Annotated in this window: 17 protein-coding genes and 3 tRNA genes; 11 read left to right on the plus strand and 9 right to left on the minus strand. The window is 65.2% G+C overall.

Going from position 1 to position 16,698, the window contains the following annotated elements; genetic code table 11:
* Nucleotides 1-15 precede the first annotated feature (15 nt).
* Together HUK68_RS03830 and HUK68_RS03835 are read left to right on the plus strand one after the other, a co-directional pair.
* Nucleotides 16-2,538: an ABC transporter permease gene (locus HUK68_RS03830; RefSeq protein ID WP_175503000.1), complete on the plus strand. Its 2,523-nt coding sequence runs from the start codon at nucleotides 16-18 to the stop codon at nucleotides 2,536-2,538.
* Between the two features lie 51 nt (nucleotides 2,539-2,589).
* Complete coding sequence (locus HUK68_RS03835; RefSeq protein WP_175503001.1) at nucleotides 2,590-2,994, plus strand: group II truncated hemoglobin; 405 nt, start codon at nucleotides 2,590-2,592, stop codon at nucleotides 2,992-2,994.
* Nucleotides 2,995-3,102: 108 nt separating this feature from the next.
* Here the strand turns inward: HUK68_RS03835 and HUK68_RS03840 are convergent, their stop codons facing one another.
* Nucleotides 3,103-3,813, minus strand: a complete 711-nt coding sequence (locus HUK68_RS03840) for a UCP032817 domain-containing protein (RefSeq protein WP_175503002.1) — start codon at nucleotides 3,811-3,813, stop codon at nucleotides 3,103-3,105.
* Nucleotides 3,814-4,136: 323 nt separating this feature from the next.
* Here HUK68_RS03840 and HUK68_RS03845 point away from each other — a divergent pair, with 323 nt between their 5' ends.
* Nucleotides 4,137-4,730 carry a LemA family protein gene (locus HUK68_RS03845; RefSeq protein ID WP_175503003.1) on the plus strand — a complete coding sequence of 198 codons (594 nt, stop codon included), beginning with the start codon at nucleotides 4,137-4,139 and terminating at the stop codon, nucleotides 4,728-4,730.
* A 7-nt stretch (nucleotides 4,731-4,737) separates the two neighbouring features.
* The gene (locus HUK68_RS03850) at nucleotides 4,738-5,736 is read left to right on the plus strand and encodes a M48 family metalloprotease (RefSeq protein WP_175503004.1); all 999 of its coding nucleotides are present in this window, start codon (nucleotides 4,738-4,740) and stop codon (nucleotides 5,734-5,736) included.
* Nucleotides 5,737-5,740: 4 nt separating this feature from the next.
* Here the strand turns inward: HUK68_RS03850 and HUK68_RS03855 are convergent, their stop codons facing one another.
* The 3 genes from HUK68_RS03855 to radC all read right to left on the minus strand — a co-directional run bounded on the left by HUK68_RS03855 (nucleotide 5,741) and on the right by radC (nucleotide 7,909).
* Nucleotides 5,741-6,400: a Smr/MutS family protein gene (locus tag HUK68_RS03855; protein ID WP_175503005.1), complete on the minus strand. Its 660-nt coding sequence runs from the start codon at nucleotides 6,398-6,400 to the stop codon at nucleotides 5,741-5,743.
* 111 nt (nucleotides 6,401-6,511) lie between these two features.
* Nucleotides 6,512-7,081, minus strand: coding sequence for a hypothetical protein (locus HUK68_RS03860; protein WP_175503006.1), 570 nt, complete (start codon nucleotides 7,079-7,081; stop codon nucleotides 6,512-6,514).
* Between the two features lie 114 nt (nucleotides 7,082-7,195).
* Entirely contained in the window at nucleotides 7,196-7,909 is a 714-nt protein-coding gene (gene radC / locus HUK68_RS03865) for a RadC family protein (RefSeq protein ID WP_175503007.1), read from the minus strand.
* Between the two features lie 112 nt (nucleotides 7,910-8,021).
* On the opposite strand from radC, the gene HUK68_RS03870 reads away from it, so the two are divergent.
* From HUK68_RS03870 to HUK68_RS03890, 5 genes are all read left to right on the plus strand, one after another.
* Nucleotides 8,022-8,501 (plus strand): FKBP-type peptidyl-prolyl cis-trans isomerase, encoded by a 480-nt coding sequence (locus tag HUK68_RS03870; RefSeq protein ID WP_175503008.1) that lies wholly within the window; start codon nucleotides 8,022-8,024, stop codon nucleotides 8,499-8,501.
* 3 nt (nucleotides 8,502-8,504) lie between these two features.
* Nucleotides 8,505-9,500: a 4-hydroxy-3-methylbut-2-enyl diphosphate reductase gene (ispH, locus tag HUK68_RS03875; RefSeq protein ID WP_175503009.1), complete on the plus strand. Its 996-nt coding sequence runs from the start codon at nucleotides 8,505-8,507 to the stop codon at nucleotides 9,498-9,500.
* Nucleotides 9,501-9,598: 98 nt separating this feature from the next.
* Nucleotides 9,599-10,915, plus strand: coding sequence for a serine--tRNA ligase (gene serS / locus HUK68_RS03880; RefSeq protein ID WP_175503010.1), 1,317 nt, complete (start codon nucleotides 9,599-9,601; stop codon nucleotides 10,913-10,915).
* 31 nt (nucleotides 10,916-10,946) lie between these two features.
* Nucleotides 10,947-11,034, plus strand: a tRNA-Ser gene (locus tag HUK68_RS03885).
* 2 nt (nucleotides 11,035-11,036) lie between these two features.
* Nucleotides 11,037-11,113: transfer RNA gene (locus HUK68_RS03890), tRNA-Arg, on the plus strand.
* Between the two features lie 67 nt (nucleotides 11,114-11,180).
* On the opposite strand, the gene HUK68_RS03895 is transcribed toward HUK68_RS03890, so the two are convergent.
* Nucleotides 11,181-11,384, minus strand: coding sequence for a hypothetical protein (locus HUK68_RS03895; protein ID WP_175503011.1), 204 nt, complete (start codon nucleotides 11,382-11,384; stop codon nucleotides 11,181-11,183).
* Between the two features lie 191 nt (nucleotides 11,385-11,575).
* Between HUK68_RS03895 and HUK68_RS03900 the strand changes: the two genes are divergently transcribed.
* Together HUK68_RS03900 and greB are read left to right on the plus strand one after the other, a co-directional pair.
* Nucleotides 11,576-11,652 (plus strand) — tRNA-Arg (locus HUK68_RS03900).
* Nucleotides 11,653-11,727: 75 nt separating this feature from the next.
* Nucleotides 11,728-12,285 (plus strand): transcription elongation factor GreB, encoded by a 558-nt coding sequence (gene greB, locus HUK68_RS03905; protein WP_175503012.1) that lies wholly within the window; start codon nucleotides 11,728-11,730, stop codon nucleotides 12,283-12,285.
* Nucleotides 12,286-12,430: 145 nt separating this feature from the next.
* On the opposite strand, the gene HUK68_RS03910 is transcribed toward greB, so the two are convergent.
* The 4 genes from HUK68_RS03910 to HUK68_RS03925 form a co-directional block, all read right to left on the minus strand.
* A complete protein-coding gene (locus HUK68_RS03910; protein ID WP_175503013.1) occupies nucleotides 12,431-14,719 on the minus strand; it encodes a RelA/SpoT family protein in 2,289 nt (762 codons plus the stop codon).
* 122 nt (nucleotides 14,720-14,841) lie between these two features.
* Nucleotides 14,842-15,045: a DNA-directed RNA polymerase subunit omega gene (gene rpoZ / locus HUK68_RS03915; protein WP_159911168.1), complete on the minus strand. Its 204-nt coding sequence runs from the start codon at nucleotides 15,043-15,045 to the stop codon at nucleotides 14,842-14,844.
* A 19-nt stretch (nucleotides 15,046-15,064) separates the two neighbouring features.
* On the minus strand, nucleotides 15,065-15,685 hold the full coding sequence (gmk, locus tag HUK68_RS03920) for a guanylate kinase (protein WP_175503014.1): 621 nt from the start codon (nucleotides 15,683-15,685) through the stop codon (nucleotides 15,065-15,067).
* A 65-nt stretch (nucleotides 15,686-15,750) separates the two neighbouring features.
* Nucleotides 15,751-16,647 (minus strand): YicC/YloC family endoribonuclease, encoded by an 897-nt coding sequence (locus HUK68_RS03925; RefSeq protein WP_286671116.1) that lies wholly within the window; start codon nucleotides 16,645-16,647, stop codon nucleotides 15,751-15,753.
* Nucleotides 16,648-16,698 lie beyond the last annotated feature (51 nt).

Consider the following 16,698-nt stretch of genomic DNA (forward strand, 5'->3'; position numbering starts at 1 on the left):
GCTATCGTTCCATCCATGAATGGATCATCTGCCTGGGCTTTGGGTTGGCGCACCTTGTGGCGCGACGTGCGTGCGGGCGAGTTGCGCCTGCTGATCGTGGCCGTGACGCTGGCCGTGGCGGCGCTCACGGCCGTGGGTTTCTTTGCCGACCGGCTCCAGGGCGGGCTCGAGCGCGATGCGCGCCAGTTGCTGGGCGGTGACGTGGTGGTGGTCAGCGACAACCCGCCGCCGGCGCAGTTTGCCGAACGCGCACGGCAGCTGCAGCTTCAGACCGTGGTCACGACCAGTTTCCCGACCATGGGCCGCGCGCCCGATGCGCAGGGCGGGGCCAGCCGGCTGGTGGCGCTCAAGAGCGTGCCCGCGGGCTACCCGCTGCGCGGTGCGCTGCGCGTGGCCAATGCACCCGGCGAGGCCGGCGAAACCACGCGCGCGATTCCCGCGCCCGGCGAAGTCTGGGTCGATGCGCCGCTGCTCGAGTCGCTGGCACTCAAGATCGGCGACCCGCTGCTGCTGGGCGATGCCACGCTGCGCATCGGCCGCATCCTGGTGCTGGAGCCCGACCGCGGCGCGGGCTTCATGAGCTTTGCGCCGCGCGTGATGCTCAATGACGCCGACCTAGCCGCCACCGCGCTGGTCCAGCCCGCGAGCCGCCTGACCTACCGCTTGGCCGTGGCCGGCAACGACACCGCCGTGCGCCAGTTCCAGGCCTGGGCCGAAGACGCGGTGCAGTCGCGCGAGCTGCACGGCCTGCGCATCGAGTCGCTCGACAGCGGCCGCCCCGAAATGCGCCAGACGCTGGCGCGCGCCGAGAAATTCCTGAGCCTGGTGGCGCTGCTGGCGGCGCTGCTGTCGGCCGTGGCCGTGGCGCTGGCCGCGCGCGGCTTTGCCAACGACCATCTCGATGCCTCGGCCATGCTGCGCGTGCTGGGCCAGAGCCAGCGCCGCATTGCGGGCGCGTATACCGTCGAGTTCGCGCTGGTCGGTGTGTTCTCCAGCGCGCTGGGCGTGGCCATAGGCTATGGCGTGCACCATGTGTTCGTGCAGCTGCTGGCGGGCCTGGTCGATGCGGCCTTGCCGGCCCCGAGCCTGTGGCCCGTGGTGTTCGGGCTGGGCATGGGCATGACGCTGCTCTTTACCTTCGGCCTGCCGCCGGTGCTGCAATTGGCCCAGGTGCCGCCGCTGCGCGTCATGCGGCGCGACCTGGGTGCGCTCAAGCCGGCCTCATGGCTGGTGCTGGTGCTGGGCGTGGCGGGATTTGCCGCGCTGCTGCTGGCCGTGAGCCGCGATCTCAAGCTGGGACTGATTGCCGTGGCCGGCTTTGGCGCCGCGGTGGCGCTGTTTGCGGGCCTGGCCTGGCTGGCCGTGAAGCTGCTGCGCCGCCTGGTCAACGAAGCCACGGCGCCGCGCTGGCTGGTGCTGGCCACGCGGCAGATCTCGGCACGCCCGGTCTACGCCGTGCTGCAGGTCAGCAGCCTGGCCGTGGGCCTGCTGGCACTGGTGCTGCTGGTGCTGCTGCGCACCGACCTGATCGCCAGCTGGCGCGCGGCCTCGCCGCCCGATGCGCCGAACCGCTTCGTCATCAACATCATGCCGGACCAGTCGCAGGAGTTCCAGCAGCAGCTCAAGGACAACGGCGTCGCGCGCTACGACTGGTATCCGATGATCCGTGGCCGGCTGGTACAGGTCAACGGCCGGGACGTGCATCCCGACGACTACAGCGAGGACCGCGCCAAGCGCCTGGTCGACCGCGAATTCAACCTGTCGACGGCCGCGCAGGCGCCGCAGCACAATGCCATCGTCGCGGGCCGCTGGACGGACAACGAAGCCGGTGCCATCAGCGTCGAGCAAGGCATCGCCGAGACGCTGGGCCTGCAGCTCGGCGACCGGCTGACCTTCGACATCGGCGGCATGCAAAACGAAGCCCGCATCACCAGCCTGCGCAAGGTCGACTGGGGCTCGATGCGCGCCAACTTCTTCGTCATGTATCCGGTGGACCAGCTGCCCGATGTGCCTGTGACCTATCTTGCGGCCTACCGCGCGCCGCCGACGCCGGGCTTCGACAACGCGCTGGTGCGCCAGTTCCCCAACATCACCAACGTCGACCTGGGCAGCACGCTGGCCCAGGTGCAGCAGGTGCTCGACCAGGTGATACGCGCGGTCGAGTTCCTGTTCATCTTCACGCTGGCCGCGGGCCTGGTGGTGTTGTTCGCTGCGGTCACCGCCACGCGCGAGGAACGCGCACGCGAGTACGCGATCATGCGCGCCGTCGGGGCGCGTGCCCGCCTGCTGCGACAGGTGCAGCGTGCCGAGCTCGCGGGCGTGGGGTTGCTGGCGGGTTTCCTCGCCAGCGCCGTCGCCATGGCCATCGGCTGGGCGCTGGCGCGCTATGCGTTTGATTTCGTCTGGACGGCTTCGCCCTGGGTGCCGATCGCCGGCGCGCTGGCCGGCGCGGTGCTGGCCTGGCTTGCCGGCTGGTGGGGCCTGCGCGAAGTGCTGCGCCGGCCCGTCATGACCACGCTGCGCCAGGCGGCGGAATGAAGGGTTGTCCCGTGCTGCGGGACAATGCAGGTTTTCGTTTCCGAGCGTGCCATGCAGATTGAAGAAAAACCCGAGTTCGCCACGCCTTTTGAATGGATCGGCGGCGAGTCCGCGATACAGCGCCTGGTCGACCGCTTCTATGACCTGATGGACCTCGAACCCGGCTATGCCGAACTGCGCGCCGCCCATGGCTCCGAGCTCGACAATGCGCGCCAGAAGCTGTTCTGGTTTCTCTGCGGCTGGATGGGCGGCCCCGACCATTACCAAAGCCGTTTTGGCCATCCGCGCCTGAAAATGCGCCACATGCCGTTTGCGATCGGCGTGCGCGAGCGCGACCAGTGGGTGGCCTGCATGGACCAGGCCATGGTCGAAACCGGCGTGCCCGAGGCACTGCGCCAGCGCCTCTCCACGAGTTTCATGGGCACTGCCGACTGGATGCGCAACCAGGGCGGTTGAGCGCGCACCGGCCTGGCGTGGCCGGCGCAGCAGCACTGGTTTGTCGCGACCAACGATACGCGTCAATCCCCGCAAACTTCGGTGTTCTCGGGGATCGCTTCTGCCAACTTATCTGCACCTTCCGCAGCGCCTGCAGCTTCTGCAGCTTCTGCAGCGTTGTCCACACCTTCGTCCGCAGCGCGATGCGCAATTCATCGATGGCGAGGTATGTTGAATGATGCCCTGGATCATCTCGCTCGGGCTCATTTTCTCCGCGGCTGCAGGCGCGAGCGGCGGTACAACATCATCCGCGGCGTCATGGAACGGGCGCTGAAGCGCATTCATTTTGCTCGGTGAATATGCATTTGCATAATCCACATACCATTTCTTGACGGTCTCGATACCCAGTACCGAGTGGATGAGATTGAGTTGCTGCTCAAGGCACTCGAGCTTGTATTCGTCGAGCGTCATTCCCAGGCTGGTGGAGTCCTTTATCGCCTGCGCCAGCTGTTCGGGGCTGAAAGGTGCATGGTGCACCATTTTGCCGAAGAAGCGATTGCTGAAGATTTCGTAGTCTTCCGTGAAAAGTATGAAGTGATGCCACATCTTGTCGATGATCTGCGTCGTTTCATCGATCTCCACCTGGATGAATCTTTGCTGACCGATCCCGGAAATGTACAGGAATTTCTTCATTTCCGAAAAGATGTCCTGTGCTTCATTTTCATCGACATTCCACTCATTCCGAAATTTCTTTATCACGCCTTCATGCTGGTATTCTGCCAGTTCACGAGGGTAAGTGTTGGTGGATTTTTCGGCGACCCGTTCAAATACCGTGTTCATGACATTTTCCCCTTGGTTGTGAATTGAAGGAAAACTTGCAGTTTTTCAGATGCCTCCTTTGCGCGGTGATGAAAATTCACTTCCTGGATGCTGGGCTTTTCCGCACTTGGAGTGTCGGGCTGACTACATTCTTTGCAAGTAGGCGGCCGAACCGTTGCCTTGCCGGGGCGGCGGTAAAAATGATTGAACTTTCTTTCGATAATCCTTATCTGGTTTATTGGCGGCGGTTTTTATGGTGTTTCTGATGAATCGGGCCTGTATGGTCGCGAAGCTGCGCTACGATGATGTTCCCAAGCATTTGATACAAGCGTTCAGGAGCATTCATGGGTGTGATCGGCTGGATATTGCTGGCAGTCGCCATCGCCGTCGTGGTCTGGACGGTCACTGCCTATAACCGCCTGGTGGTGGCGCGCAACCGCATTGCCAACGCTTTCGGGCAGATCGACGTGCAGCTCAAGCGCCGCCACGATCTGGTGCCCAACCTGGTGGAAGTCGCACGCGGCTATATGGCGCACGAGGCCGCCACGCTCGAAGCCGTGATTCGTGCCCGCGGCGCGGCCACCGGCGCGGCCGAGCAGGCGCGCGCGCATCCTGCCGATGCCAGGGCGATCAGCGCGCTGTCGCAAGCCGAAGCGGCGCTGGGCACCCAGCTCGGCCGGTTGATGATGCTCAGCGAAGCCTATCCCGGCCTCAAGGCCGATGCCCATATGCTGCGGCTGAGCGAGGAGATCACCAGCACCGAGAACCGCATCGGTTTTGCGCGCCAGGCCTATAACGACCAGGTGCTCGAGTTCAACAATGCCGCCAGCCAGTTTCCCGACGTGCTGCTGGCGCGCCCCCTGGGCTTTGCGCAAGCGGCAATGCTGGAGTCCACTTCCAGCGATGCCGAGCGCGCCGTGCCGCAACTGAGGTTCTGAGACCGGCATGAGATTCTGGCGCCACCAGGAGCAAGCGCGCAGCGCCACCGCACGCCTGCTCTGGGGATTTGCGCTGGCCGTGCTGCTGCTGGTGGCGGCCGTGCATGGCGGGCTGGTGCTGGCGTGGCTGGGCGTGTCGTGGCTGCTGGGTGGCCACCTGCCGTTTCCCGCGGGATTTGCCGCCGTGAATATCGGCATGACGCTGTTTCTGGTGCTGGGCGGCTGGTGGGTCGAAACCGACCACTTGCGCGCGGGCGGCCTGCGCCTGGCCGAGCGCATCGGCGCGCGTCCGGCGCGTCCGGAACGCAGCCTGGCCGAACAGGCCTTTGCCAATGTGGTGCAGGAGTTGTGCATTGCCGCACACATGGCCACGCCCCGGGCCATGGTGCTGCCGCGCACCGCCGCGATCAATGCCTTTGCCGCGGGCTGGGGCGAAGACGACGCAGTCATTGCCGTGACGCAAGGCGCACTGGACCATCTGAGCCGCGAGGAACTGCAAGGCATGGTCGCGCATGAGCTGAGCCATCTGCACGAAGGCGACACGCGGCTGAAGATGCAACTGGCCGGCATGGTCTACGGGCTGGAGCTGGTCTACCGCTTCGGCGAAAGCATGTGCGGGCGCGGCGGCGCCATGTGGTGGTTTGGCTCGGCCATCAAGGCGGCGGGCTTTGCCGGCTGGCTCGCGGGGCGCTGGCTCAAGGCGGCAGTGTCGCGCCAGCGTGAATACCTGGCCGATGCGCGCGCCGTGCAATGGACGCGCAGCAAGGACGGCCTGGGCGGCGTGCTGCGCAAGGTCATGGGCCAGCGCCAGGCCGCGGGATACGATGCGCGCCGCGGCCAGTACGCGCTCGACCATCACGCGGTGCAGCACATGCTGCTGGTCGATGTGCAAGGCTGCAGCCGCTGGGCAGAGCGGCTTGCGACCCATCCGGCACTGCCCGACCGCGTGCGCCGCATCTATGGCCGGCCCATGCCCGCGATGCCGCTGCAGCGCCTGCCGGCCTGAGCCCTCAGCGCCCCCCCTGGCGCGGTACGTACGGTTGCAGCAGCACGATCAGCGCACCCGCGCCGCCGTCGTTGGGCCGCGCCTGCACGAAGGCCAGCACCTCCTGCTTTTGCACCAGCCAGCTGTGAACCCGTCCCTTGAGCACCGGCATGCGCCCCGGCGAGCCCAGGCCCTTGCCATGCACCACGCGCACGCAGCGCGCGCCGTCGCGGTGGGCATGGCGGATGAATTGCCCCAGCGCCTCGCGCGCCTCGTCGGTGCGCAGGCCGTGCAGATCGAGCTGGCGCTGAATGCTCCAGTGCCCGGCGCGCAGCCGCTGCGGCACGTCGGTGCCCATGCCGGGGCGCAGGTAGCTGAGCTGGTCGTCTGTCAGCAGCAGCGTGCTGACGTCGAACTCGTCGCTGATGGCTTCGCGCAATACCGACTGCTCATCGAGCAGCCGTTGCTGCGGCACGGGCAGCACATTGCCGGGCCGCGGTTCGAGCCGGTTGCGCGCATGGCGCAGCGGTTGCACCGCCCCCACGGCTTGCAGGAACAGCGCGCGGTCGGTGGCCGGGCGCAGCGCCGCGCGGCGCTGCTCCTCCGCCAGCAGCGCGGCCTGCTGCGCCGCGGCCGCAAGGGCTTTGCGGACGGGTTGGAGGTCCTGGAGGGATTTCACGCGCATGGCGTGTTTTTATCCCAAGACGGCAAAGCTCCGGCGCGGGCCCCGGCATACCCTGGGAAGCGGATTGCTTTTGTCCGGGACGCGGCGCGGCTTGGCGCACGCGCGCAAGCTTCATGTCAAACCAGGTAAGACGACCAGCCCGGGCACCGACAGCAGCATTTTGGTCACTGCCCAGACCAGAACGCAGGCGCACAGCTGCAGCATGGTCGCAAGCAACAGCCCGCCCAGGCTGTAAGCCCGGCTGGCCTGGGGTATCGCACCCGACAGGGCGTTGCAGATGACCCAGAGCGCATAGAGCGCCATGGGCACTGTCCAAACCATAGGCATGCTGGCTGCCGCCCAGCCGCTGAGAAGCATGTTCATCACCAGTTCGGCGGCAACCAGCAGATTGAAGAGGTCGCCTTGTCCGTCCCAGCGCCCGCCGCGCTGCATCCACCAGCGCAGGAATCCGACGCCTATCCATACCGAGGCCAATGAACACACCCACGAATACGCCATCGCCACGCCCCACGCCGGGGCTGGCACGCTCTGCGTGCCGAAAAGCTCAACGCGCAGGCCAGGATCGAATCCCATCAGCGTGACAATCGACGCAATCGCCAGCCACGCCTGCCAGCGTGCGTAGTGAAAGCGGGACCAGGGAAGCCGGCGCAACGCAACGAGCTGGAAGGCGGATTGAAGCATGTGATTCCTCGACAAGAGTCTGTTGGCAGTGACCGTCACTCCCTTGTTATTAATTTAAACTATCGTTGTATTTTTATAAATAGCTATTTGCTTGTATCGTGCCCAACCCGCTCTTCACAGCAATCCCTGCTCCGCCATCGACAGCCCCGCACCCGGCGCGACGATGATGTGGTCGAGCACGCGCACATCGACCAGTCCCAGCGCGCTGCGCAGCACCTGCGTCAGCGCCAGGTCGGCAGGGCTGGCCTGGACGGCGCCGCTCGGGTGGTTGTGCGCGAGCACCACGGCGGCGGCCTGGTGCTGCAGTGCATGCAGCACGACTTCGCGCGGGTAGACGCTGGTCTGGGCCAGCGTGCCGCGGAACATTTCCTCCATGGCGATCAGCCGGTGCTGGTTGTCCAGGAACAGCACGGCAAAGACTTCATGGGCCTTGGCCGCGAGATGCAGTTGCAGGTAGTGCTTGACGGCCTCGGGGCTGTCGAACACCGTGCGTTCGCGCAGCCGCTGGGCGAGCGCGCGGCGCGACAGTTCGAGCACGGCCAGCAGCTGGGCGCGCTTGGCCGGCCCCAGCCCTTTGATGCGTGCGAGTTCCTGGGGGGAGGCTTGCAGCAGGCCTGCAATGCCGCCAAAGCCGCCGCGCACCTCTCCAGTGGCGGCATCGGCTTGCGGCAGGTCAAGCAACTCCTGCGCGAGCTGCAATACGCCTTTGCCCGCAGTGCCGGTGCGCAGCACAATCGCCAGCAACTCGGCATCGGCGAGCGCGGCGGGGCCGCGGGCCAGCAGTTTCTCGCGCGGCTGGGCATCGCGCGGCAGGTCTTTGAGCGGCATGGCACCTCCTGGCGGGCCCGCTGGACCGCGGCGCCTTCGAAGGGCATCGACAAGCCACCGCGTGGGGGCATGGCCGGGTTTCTACAATACACCCCAGTTTATCGGGACTTTCATGACATCTAGCGCACACCCCACTTCGCAGGCCGCCACCCCCACGGTGCAGGCAGGATCGTTTCTGACCCTTCATTACCGCCTGGCCGGCCCGGCTGGCGACGTGATCAACACTTTTGGCGAAAAGCCCGCGACGCTGTCGCTGGGCGCGGGCGAGCTGTCGCCGGCCGTGGAGGAGCGCCTGATCGGCCTCGAAGAGGGCGTGCGCACGACGTTCGAACTGCCCGCGGGCGAAGCCTTTGGCGAGCACAACCCCGACATGCAGCAATGGGTGGCGCGCAAGCTCATGAACGAGCTCGGCGACCCGCATGAGAAATACACTGCTGGCGACGTGGTGCAGTTTCCCACGCCCGACGGCCTGGGCACCTATGCCGGCGCCGTGGTGCGCGTGCGCGAAGACGGCGCGGTGCTGTTCGACTTCAACCACCCGCTGGCCGGCCAGCCCGTCACCTTCGAGGTGCAGATCATCGGGGTGCTCTGAGCCATGCCCAAGCCCCAGGAAATCGTTCTTGCCGAACCGCGCGGCTTCTGCGCCGGCGTCGACCGGGCGATCGAGATCGTCGAGCGTGCGATCGCCAAGTTCGGCGCGCCGATCTACGTGCGCCACGAGATCGTGCACAACACCTTTGTCGTCAACGACCTCAAGACCCGGGGCGCGATCTTCATCGAGGAGCTCGACGACGTGCCGCCGGGCGCGACGCTGGTGTTCTCCGCGCATGGCGTGAGCCAGGCAGTGCAGCAGGAAGCGCAGCGCCGCGGTTTCCAGATCTTCGATGCCACCTGCCCGCTGGTCAGCAAGGTGCATGTCGAGGTCGCCAAGCTGGCCAAGGAAGGCTACGAGTTCATCATGATCGGCCACAAGGGACACCCGGAAGTCGAAGGCACGATGGGCCAGCTCGACCACGGCATCCACCTGGTCGAGGAAGTCGAGGACGTTGCCAAGGTCCAGCCGGCGCAGACCGAACTGCTGGCCGTGGTCACGCAGACCACGCTCAGCGTCGACGACGCGGCGGCCATCATGGCCGCGGTGCGCGAGCGCTTTCCGCAGATCCGCGTGCCGAAGCAGCAGGACATCTGCTATGCAACGCAGAACCGCCAGGACGCGGTCAAGGTGCTGAGCCCGCAGGTCGATGTGGTGATCGTCGTCGGCAGCCCCACCAGCTCCAACAGCAACCGCCTGCGCGAACTCGCGGCGCGCCTGGGCACGCCGGCCTATATGGTCGACAACGCGCAGGAGTTGCAGCCGGCCTGGTTCGAGGGCGCTGCGCGCGTGGGCCTCACGGCCGGCGCTTCGGCGCCCGAAGTGCTGGTGCGCGAGGTCATCGACCGCATCAAGGCGCTGGGCGCGACCTCGGTGCGCAGCATGAACGGCATCGAGGAAACCGTGAAGTTCCCGCTGCCCAAGGGCTTGAAGATCGACGCCGCGACGGGCCTCGAGATCGAAGTGCGCAAGGCGCCCGAACTGGGCCCGGGCCACTGATCCTGCGGTGATCGCCGCCAGGGCGCTTGCCACCTGGCGGCAACAGTCTCTGGCGCGGTTTCAGCCGCCGCGGGCGCGGGCCACTAGAATTGCGGCCTATGCTAGACATCCTCCTCCTTCGCAAAGACCTTGAATCCGCCGTCGCGCGGCTGGAAACCCGTAAAAAGCCCCAGGCTTTCCTCAACGTGGAGGCTTTCCAGTCGCTGGAGTCCGAACGCAAGGGTCTGCAGACGCGCACCGAGGAACTGCAGGCACAGCGCAACCAGCTGTCCAAACAGGTCGGCATGCTGATGGGCAAGGGCGACAAGGACGGTGCAGAAGCCGCCAAGGCCCAGGTCGCACAGATCAAGGCCGAGCTTGAAACCTCGGCCACGCGCCTGGAACAGATCCAGGGCGAGCTGCAGACCATGCTGCTGGCCGTGCCCAACCTGCCGCACGAAAGCGTGCCCGTGGGCAGCGACGAGTCGGGCAATGTCGAAGTGCGCCGCTGGGGCACGCCCAAGACCTTTGATTTCGAACCCAGGGACCATGTCGACGTCGGCACGCCGCTGGGGCTGGACTTCGACATGGGCGTCAAGCTCTCGGGCTCGCGCTTCACTGTCATGAAGGGCCCGATCGCGCGCCTGCACCGCGCGCTCGCGCAGTTCATGCTCGACCTGCAGACCGAAGCGCATGGCTACACGGAGTGCTACGTGCCGTACGCGGTCAACACCGATTCGCTCAAGGGCACGGGCCAGCTGCCCAAGTTCGAAGGCGACCTGTTTGCGGCCAAGAAGGGCGGCCAGGATGGCGAGCCGGTGCCCGACCACGCCGCGCTGTACCTGATTCCCACGGCCGAAGTGCCGCTCACCAACTTCGTGCGCGACCAGGTCGTGGCCGAAGCCGAGCTGCCGATCAAGCTCACGGCGCACAGCCCGTGCTTTCGCTCCGAAGCCGGCAGCTATGGCCGCGACACGCGCGGCATGATCCGCCAGCACCAGTTCGACAAGGTCGAGATGGTGCAGATCGTGCATCCCGACAAGAGCTACGAAGCGCTCGAGGAAATGACCGGCCATGCCGAAGTCGTGCTGCAAAAGCTCGGCCTGCCGTACCGTGTCATGAGCCTGTGCACGGGCGACATGGGTTTCAGCGCCGCCAAGACCTATGACCTCGAAGTCTGGCTGCCCGGCCAGAGCAACTACCGCGAGATCAGCTCGGTGTCGAACTGCGAAGCCTTCCAGTCGCGGCGCCTGCAGGCGCGCTTCAAGAACGCCCAGGGCAAGAACGAACTGCTGCACACCCTGAACGGTTCGGGCCTGGCCGTGGGCCGCTGCCTGGTCGCTGTTCTGGAGAACTACCAGAACGCCGATGGCTCGGTGACCGTGCCCGAAGCACTGAAATCTTATCTGGGTGGACAAACTTTGCTTAAGCCCTGAAAAACAGTGCTACAATAGATGCTTCACCACAGGAGAGGTGGCAGAGTGGTCGAATGTACCTGACTCGAAATCAGGCGTACCGCAAGGTACCGTGGGTTCGAATCCCACCCTCTCCGCCAATGCGGCTGTAGCTCAGCTGGATAGAGTACTTGGCTACGAACCAAGGGGTCGTGGGTTCGATTCCTGCCAGCCGCACCAAACGACAAGCCCCAGAACAGCAATGTTCTGGGGCTTTTTCGTATCTAGCGCCGGCATTGCGCAGCCTTCAGTACATCGGATCATCGGCTTCTTTCTCCCGGGCTTGCGCTTCCCTGCTCATCGCGAACCAGACCAGGCCGCCCAGCAGCGCCAATAGCGCGGCCCTCAGGTGCAGATCGGGGGAAGAGGTGAGAAAGCCCCGCGCCACGCAAAGCGCGCTTGTCAGCGTGGTCAGCACGAGCAGAAGATCGGCAAAAAGACGGATTGTCATAGCTAATTACTAATAAATGGTTTATTTTTAAATATTTTAGCTATCTGTCGTTCGTAGGCATCCCAGGTTTCCGGGAGACGTGTCTTTCCTGTCCACTTGCCGACGCTGAAATGCGGCGGACGCGTCAAATATTTTGAAAGAATCGAATTCTTGGCGGGAGGTCGATTTTTCGCGCTATAATCGATAGCTTAGCGGCTGTAGCTCAGCTGGATAGAGTACTTGGCTACGAACCAAGGGGTCGTGGGTTCGATTCCTGCCAGCCGCACCAAACGACAAGCCCCGGAACTGCAAGGTTCCGGGGCTTTTTCGTCTGCAGCCGTGCATTTGGTGTGAAGATTGGCGCATGAACAAGGCTTTCACCAAAGAATCCGATGGCGATGACGATGACGACGACCTCGGCGCGCTGCCTCCCATTCCCACGGGCAGCAAGAACTACATCACGCCCCAGGGCTACCAGCGTCTGCGCGACGAGCTGTTCGCGCTGATCGATACCGAGCGCCCCCAGATCGTCGAGATCGTGCATTGGGCGGCCAGCAATGGTGACCGCTCGGAAAACGGCGACTATCTCTATGGCAAGAAGCGCCTGCGTGAGATCGACCGGCGCATACGCTTTCTGACCAAGCGCCTGGAAATTGCCGAAGTGGTCGATCCTGCAGTGCATGCGGGCAGCGACCAGGTGTTCTTTGGCGCGACCGTGACCTATGTCGAGGACGATGGCACGGAGCGCAGCGTGACCATCATGGGCATCGACGAGGCCAACAGCGCGCAGGGCGAGGTCAGCTGGATCTCGCCCGTCGCGCGCGCCCTGCTCAAGGCGCGCGTGGGCGATGAAGTGGCGCTGCAGACGCCGGGCGGCGTGCGCATGCTGGAAGTGGTGGAGGTGCGCTATCCGGACGATTAGCGATATGGCGCTTGCGTTGCTCGCCGCGTATGCAATGAGCACGGCCTGATCAAGGGGCAGCGAGGAAGGGCCGCCCCGCACCGAGGCTGCCGTCCCCCTCCCGCGAAGCGAGAGAGGGGGAAGGCGCGGAGCGCCTCAGGGGGTGTTATTCCACTGACGGCATGATGCGTCGGGCCTTGATCACCACCGGCGCGCGGCGCAGGTTGCGCAGCGCGGCTTCGACCTGTTGCTGGTTCTTGACCGAGACCACGAAGCGCAGGTCGGTCGTGCCCATCGGGGCTTCGTCGACCATTTCCAGGTGCTGGATGTCGACTTCGGCGTCGGTCAGCTCGGAGGCTACACGCGCCAGCACGCCCTTGCCGTTCTTCACCGTGACCAGGATGCCGCTGTCGAACAGCTGGTTCAGGCCCTCGGCCCACTCCACGGGGATGAAGCGCTCGGGATCCTTCTCGTAGAGGCGCTTGACGATGGCGCAGCCCGCGTGGTGCACCATCAGGCCTTCGCCGCGGCCCAGATAGCCGAGGACCGGGTCGCCGGGCACGGGGCGGCAGCAATGGGCGAAGCGGATCGATGCGTTGCTGCTGCCGTCGAGCGTGACCGTGCCCTGGGAGATACGGTCCTCGCCGGTATAGCGTTCCTGGCTCAGCAGCACCGCGTTGGGCCGCTGGCCGTCGCGGCCCAGCAGCACCATGATGCGCGCCGCAACCATGCTGGCAATGCGCCGGCCCATGCCGATGTCGGTCAGGAGTTCGCTGCGGCTGCGGTTGCCCGTGTCTTGCAGCAGCCGGTCCCACAGCGCCTGGTTGGCATCGTCCTGGGGCGGCAGGTGTTCTATGCCTTCGGCGCGCAGTGCCTGCGACAGCAGCTTCTCGCCCAGGCTTGCGGATTCGCTTTGCGCCGAGGTCTTGAGGTGGTGGCGGATCTTGGAGCGCGCGCGCGCCGTCTTCACGAAGCCCAGCCAGGCGGGATTGGGGCGTGCATCTTCGGCCGTGATGATCTCGATCACGTCGCCGCTCTTGAGTTCGGTGCGCAGCGGCACGTCCTCGTTGTTGATGCGCGCGGCCGTGGCATGGTTGCCGATCTTGCTGTGGATCGCGTAGGCGAAGTCGACCACGGTGGCGCCGCGCGGCATGGCCATGATCTCGCTCTTGGGTGTGAACACGTAGACCGCGTCGGGGAACAGGTCGACCTTGACGTGGTCCCAGAACTCGGTGGCATCGCGCGTCTCGTTCTGGATGTCGAGCAGCGACTGCAGCCACTGCGTGCTCATCTGCTCGGTATCGCCCGGGCGCTGCTGCGCCTGATACAGCCAGTGCGCGGCTACGCCGGCCTCGGCGACGATGTGCATCTCCTCGGTGCGCATCTGGAACTCGATGCTCACGCCCGATGGGCCGACCAGCGTGGTGTGCAGCGACTGGTAGCCGTTGTTCTTCGGGATCGCGATATGGTCCTTGAACTTGCCCGGCACGGGCTTGTACATCTGGTGCAGCACGCCCAGCGCCGTGTAGCAGTCGATGACCGAGGGCACGATGACGCGGAAACCATAGATATCCGTGACCTTGGCAAAGCTCTGGTTGTTGCGCTCCATGCGCTGGTACAGCGAATACAGCGTGCTTTCGCGCCCCGCGAGCCGGGCGTCCAGGCCCAGGCGCGTGAATTCGGCATCGACTTCGGTCTGCACGCGCTGCACCAGGTCGCGGCGGCGGGTGCGCGACTTGGCAATGGCCTTCGACAGCGTCGAATAGCGCCACGGATGCAGGTGGCGGAAGGACAGGTCCTGCAGCTCGCGGTAAGTCTGGTTCAGGCCCAGGCGGTGCGCAATCGGCGCATAGATCTCCAGCGTCTCGGACGCGATGCGGCCCCATTTGCTGCGCGGCATGTCGGACAGCGTGCGCATGTTGTGCGTGCGGTCGGCGAGCTTGATGAGGATGACACGCACGTCGCGCGCCATGGCCAGCAGCATCTTGCGGAAGGACTCGGCCTGGTTTTCCTCGCGGGTATTGAACTGCAGCTTGTCGAGCTTGGTCAGCCCGTCGACAAGCTCGGCCACCGGGGTGCCGAAACGCGCGGCCAGGTCGTTCTTGGTGACGCCGCAGTCTTCCATCGCGTCGTGCATCAGCGCCGCCATCAGCGCCGGGGCATCGAGCTTCCATGAGGCGCAAAGCGAGGTCACCGCAATCGGGTGGGTGATGTAGGGGTCGCCGCTGCTGCGCCATTGCCCGGTGTGGGCATGGTCGGCAAACAGATAGGCCTGGCGCACCTGTTCGATGCTTTCGCTGTCCAGATAGCCCAGGTTGTCGAGCAGCGCAGAGAACGCGGCCTGGGAAACGGCGGCTGCCGAAGCGGCGCGCGCGCCTTCCTGGCTCTCTGGTGCCGGGGCAGTGACAGGGGAGGAATCGTGTGGGACAGGTGACAGGGGCTGGACCGCTTTCATACCTTTAATGTAGCGCGCTCGTTGATGGGTTTCGCATTGCACAAAAAAAAGCACCGCAAAGCGGTGCCTCTCTTGCCATTTCGGCGGTTGCCGTCACGGCGCGCCGCTACGGCATGTTCCGCTCAGCCCGGAACCTTCTTGAGCATTTCCAGGCCGACCTTGCCGGCGGCGATTTCGCGCAGCGCAGTGACGGCGGGCTTGTTCTTGCTTTCGATCTTGGCGGTATGGCCTTGGCTCAGCATGCGCGCGCGGTAGGTCGCGGCCAGGACGAGCTGGAAGCGATTGGGGATCTGCTCGAGGCAATCTTCAACGGTGATGCGGGCCATCAGGGTACTCCAGGGAAATTCAGGTGATATTGAGCGACTCGAAGGTATCGGCGCGCGTGCTGCGCTGGGCCGCATACTTGAGTCGCTGGGCGTGAATGATCGCTTTCAGGTCGAAAAGCGCAGTCTCGAACAACTCGTTGATTATAACGAAGTCGAACTTTTCCACCTGCGCCATTTCCTCGGAGGCATTCTTCAGGCGCAACTCGATGACCTCGGGGCTGTCCTCGCCGCGGTTTTCCAGGCGCGCGCGCAGCTCTTCCCAGCTCGGCGGCAGAATGAAGATCAGCACCGCTTCAGGAAAGGCCTTCTTGACCTGGAGCGCTCCCTGATAGTCGATTTCCAGCAGCACGTCGGCGCCGCCGGCCAGGCGGTCGGCCAGCGCCCGCTTGGAGGTGCCGTAGCGCTTGCCGTGGACATTGGCCCATTCGATGAAGGCGTGGTTCGCGACCATGGCGTCGAATTCCTGCTCGGAGGCAAAGAAGTATTCGCGGCCGTGCTTTTCCTGGCCGCGCGGCGCGCGCGTGGTGTGCGAGACCGAGGGCGAGACATGGGCGTCGAGCTCGCGCAGCGCCTTGACCAGGCTGGACTTTCCTGCCCCACTGGGGGCGGCGACGACAAAGAGATTTCCGGGATGTTGCATAAGCGAATCGGTGCGCCGGTTCGGGCGGCTTGTAAAAAGGGCGCTTGCGCGCCCTGAGATGATGTTTATTCGATGTTCTGTACCTGCTCGCGCATCTGCTCGATCAGGACCTTCATGTCGACGCTGATGCGCGTGAGTTCGAGCGCCGCGGACTTGGAGCCCAGGGTGTTGGCCTCGCGGTGCAGTTCCTGGATCAGGAAATCCAGGCGCTTGCCGATCTCGCCGCCCTTCTTCAGCAGGCGTTCGATTTCAACGAGGTGCGAATCCAGGCGCGTGACTTCCTCGGCAACGTCGATGCGGATGGCAAACGCCGTGGCTTCGGTCAGCGCGCGGTCCTGGGCGGCTTCGGGCGCGACCGCGCCCTCGGCCAGCGCCATGGCTTCCTTCCAGCGCTCGACAAAGCGCTGGCGCTGCTGCTCGACCAGCTGCGGGATCAGCGGCGTGGCGGTCTGCGCGAGCGCGCGCAACTGCTGCAGACGGTCGTGCAGCATGTCGGCGAGGCGCTCGCCTTCGCGGGCGCGGGCCTGGACCATGGCTTCGAGCGCCTGGCCGGCCAGCGCGGGCAGCACGCTGCCCCAGTCCTGGGCGCGGTCGCCATCGCCCGTGCTGCACAGGCGCAGCGCGTCGGACACGCTCAGCGGCCGCGCATTGGGCAGCCAGGCCTGGATGGTGTCTTGCGCCGAGACCAGGCGCTGCAGTTGCTGGGGCGACGGCTGGGGCAGGGCGCCGCCGTCTTCGGATTCGATCGCGGCGCGCACTTCGACCTTGCCGCGCTTGAGGCGCGAGGTCAGCAGGGTGCGCAGGGCCGGCTCGTGGGCGCGCAGTTCGTCGGGCAGGCGGAACGACAGGTCGAGGAAGCGGCTGTTGACCGAGCGGATCTCCAGGCCGAGCCGCCGGTTGCCCGCGGGCGCTTCAGCACCTTCGGCAGTCGCGCCGTACTGGGCGCTGGCGTATCCGGTCATGCTGTAAACTGACATTGGACTTCTGATGGTTGCTTGCAATCCGTCGATTAT

Origin of the sequence: Comamonas antarctica (assembly GCF_013363755.1) — a bacterium.
Taxonomy (GTDB): Bacteria; Pseudomonadota; Gammaproteobacteria; order Burkholderiales; family Burkholderiaceae_C; genus Comamonas; species Comamonas antarctica.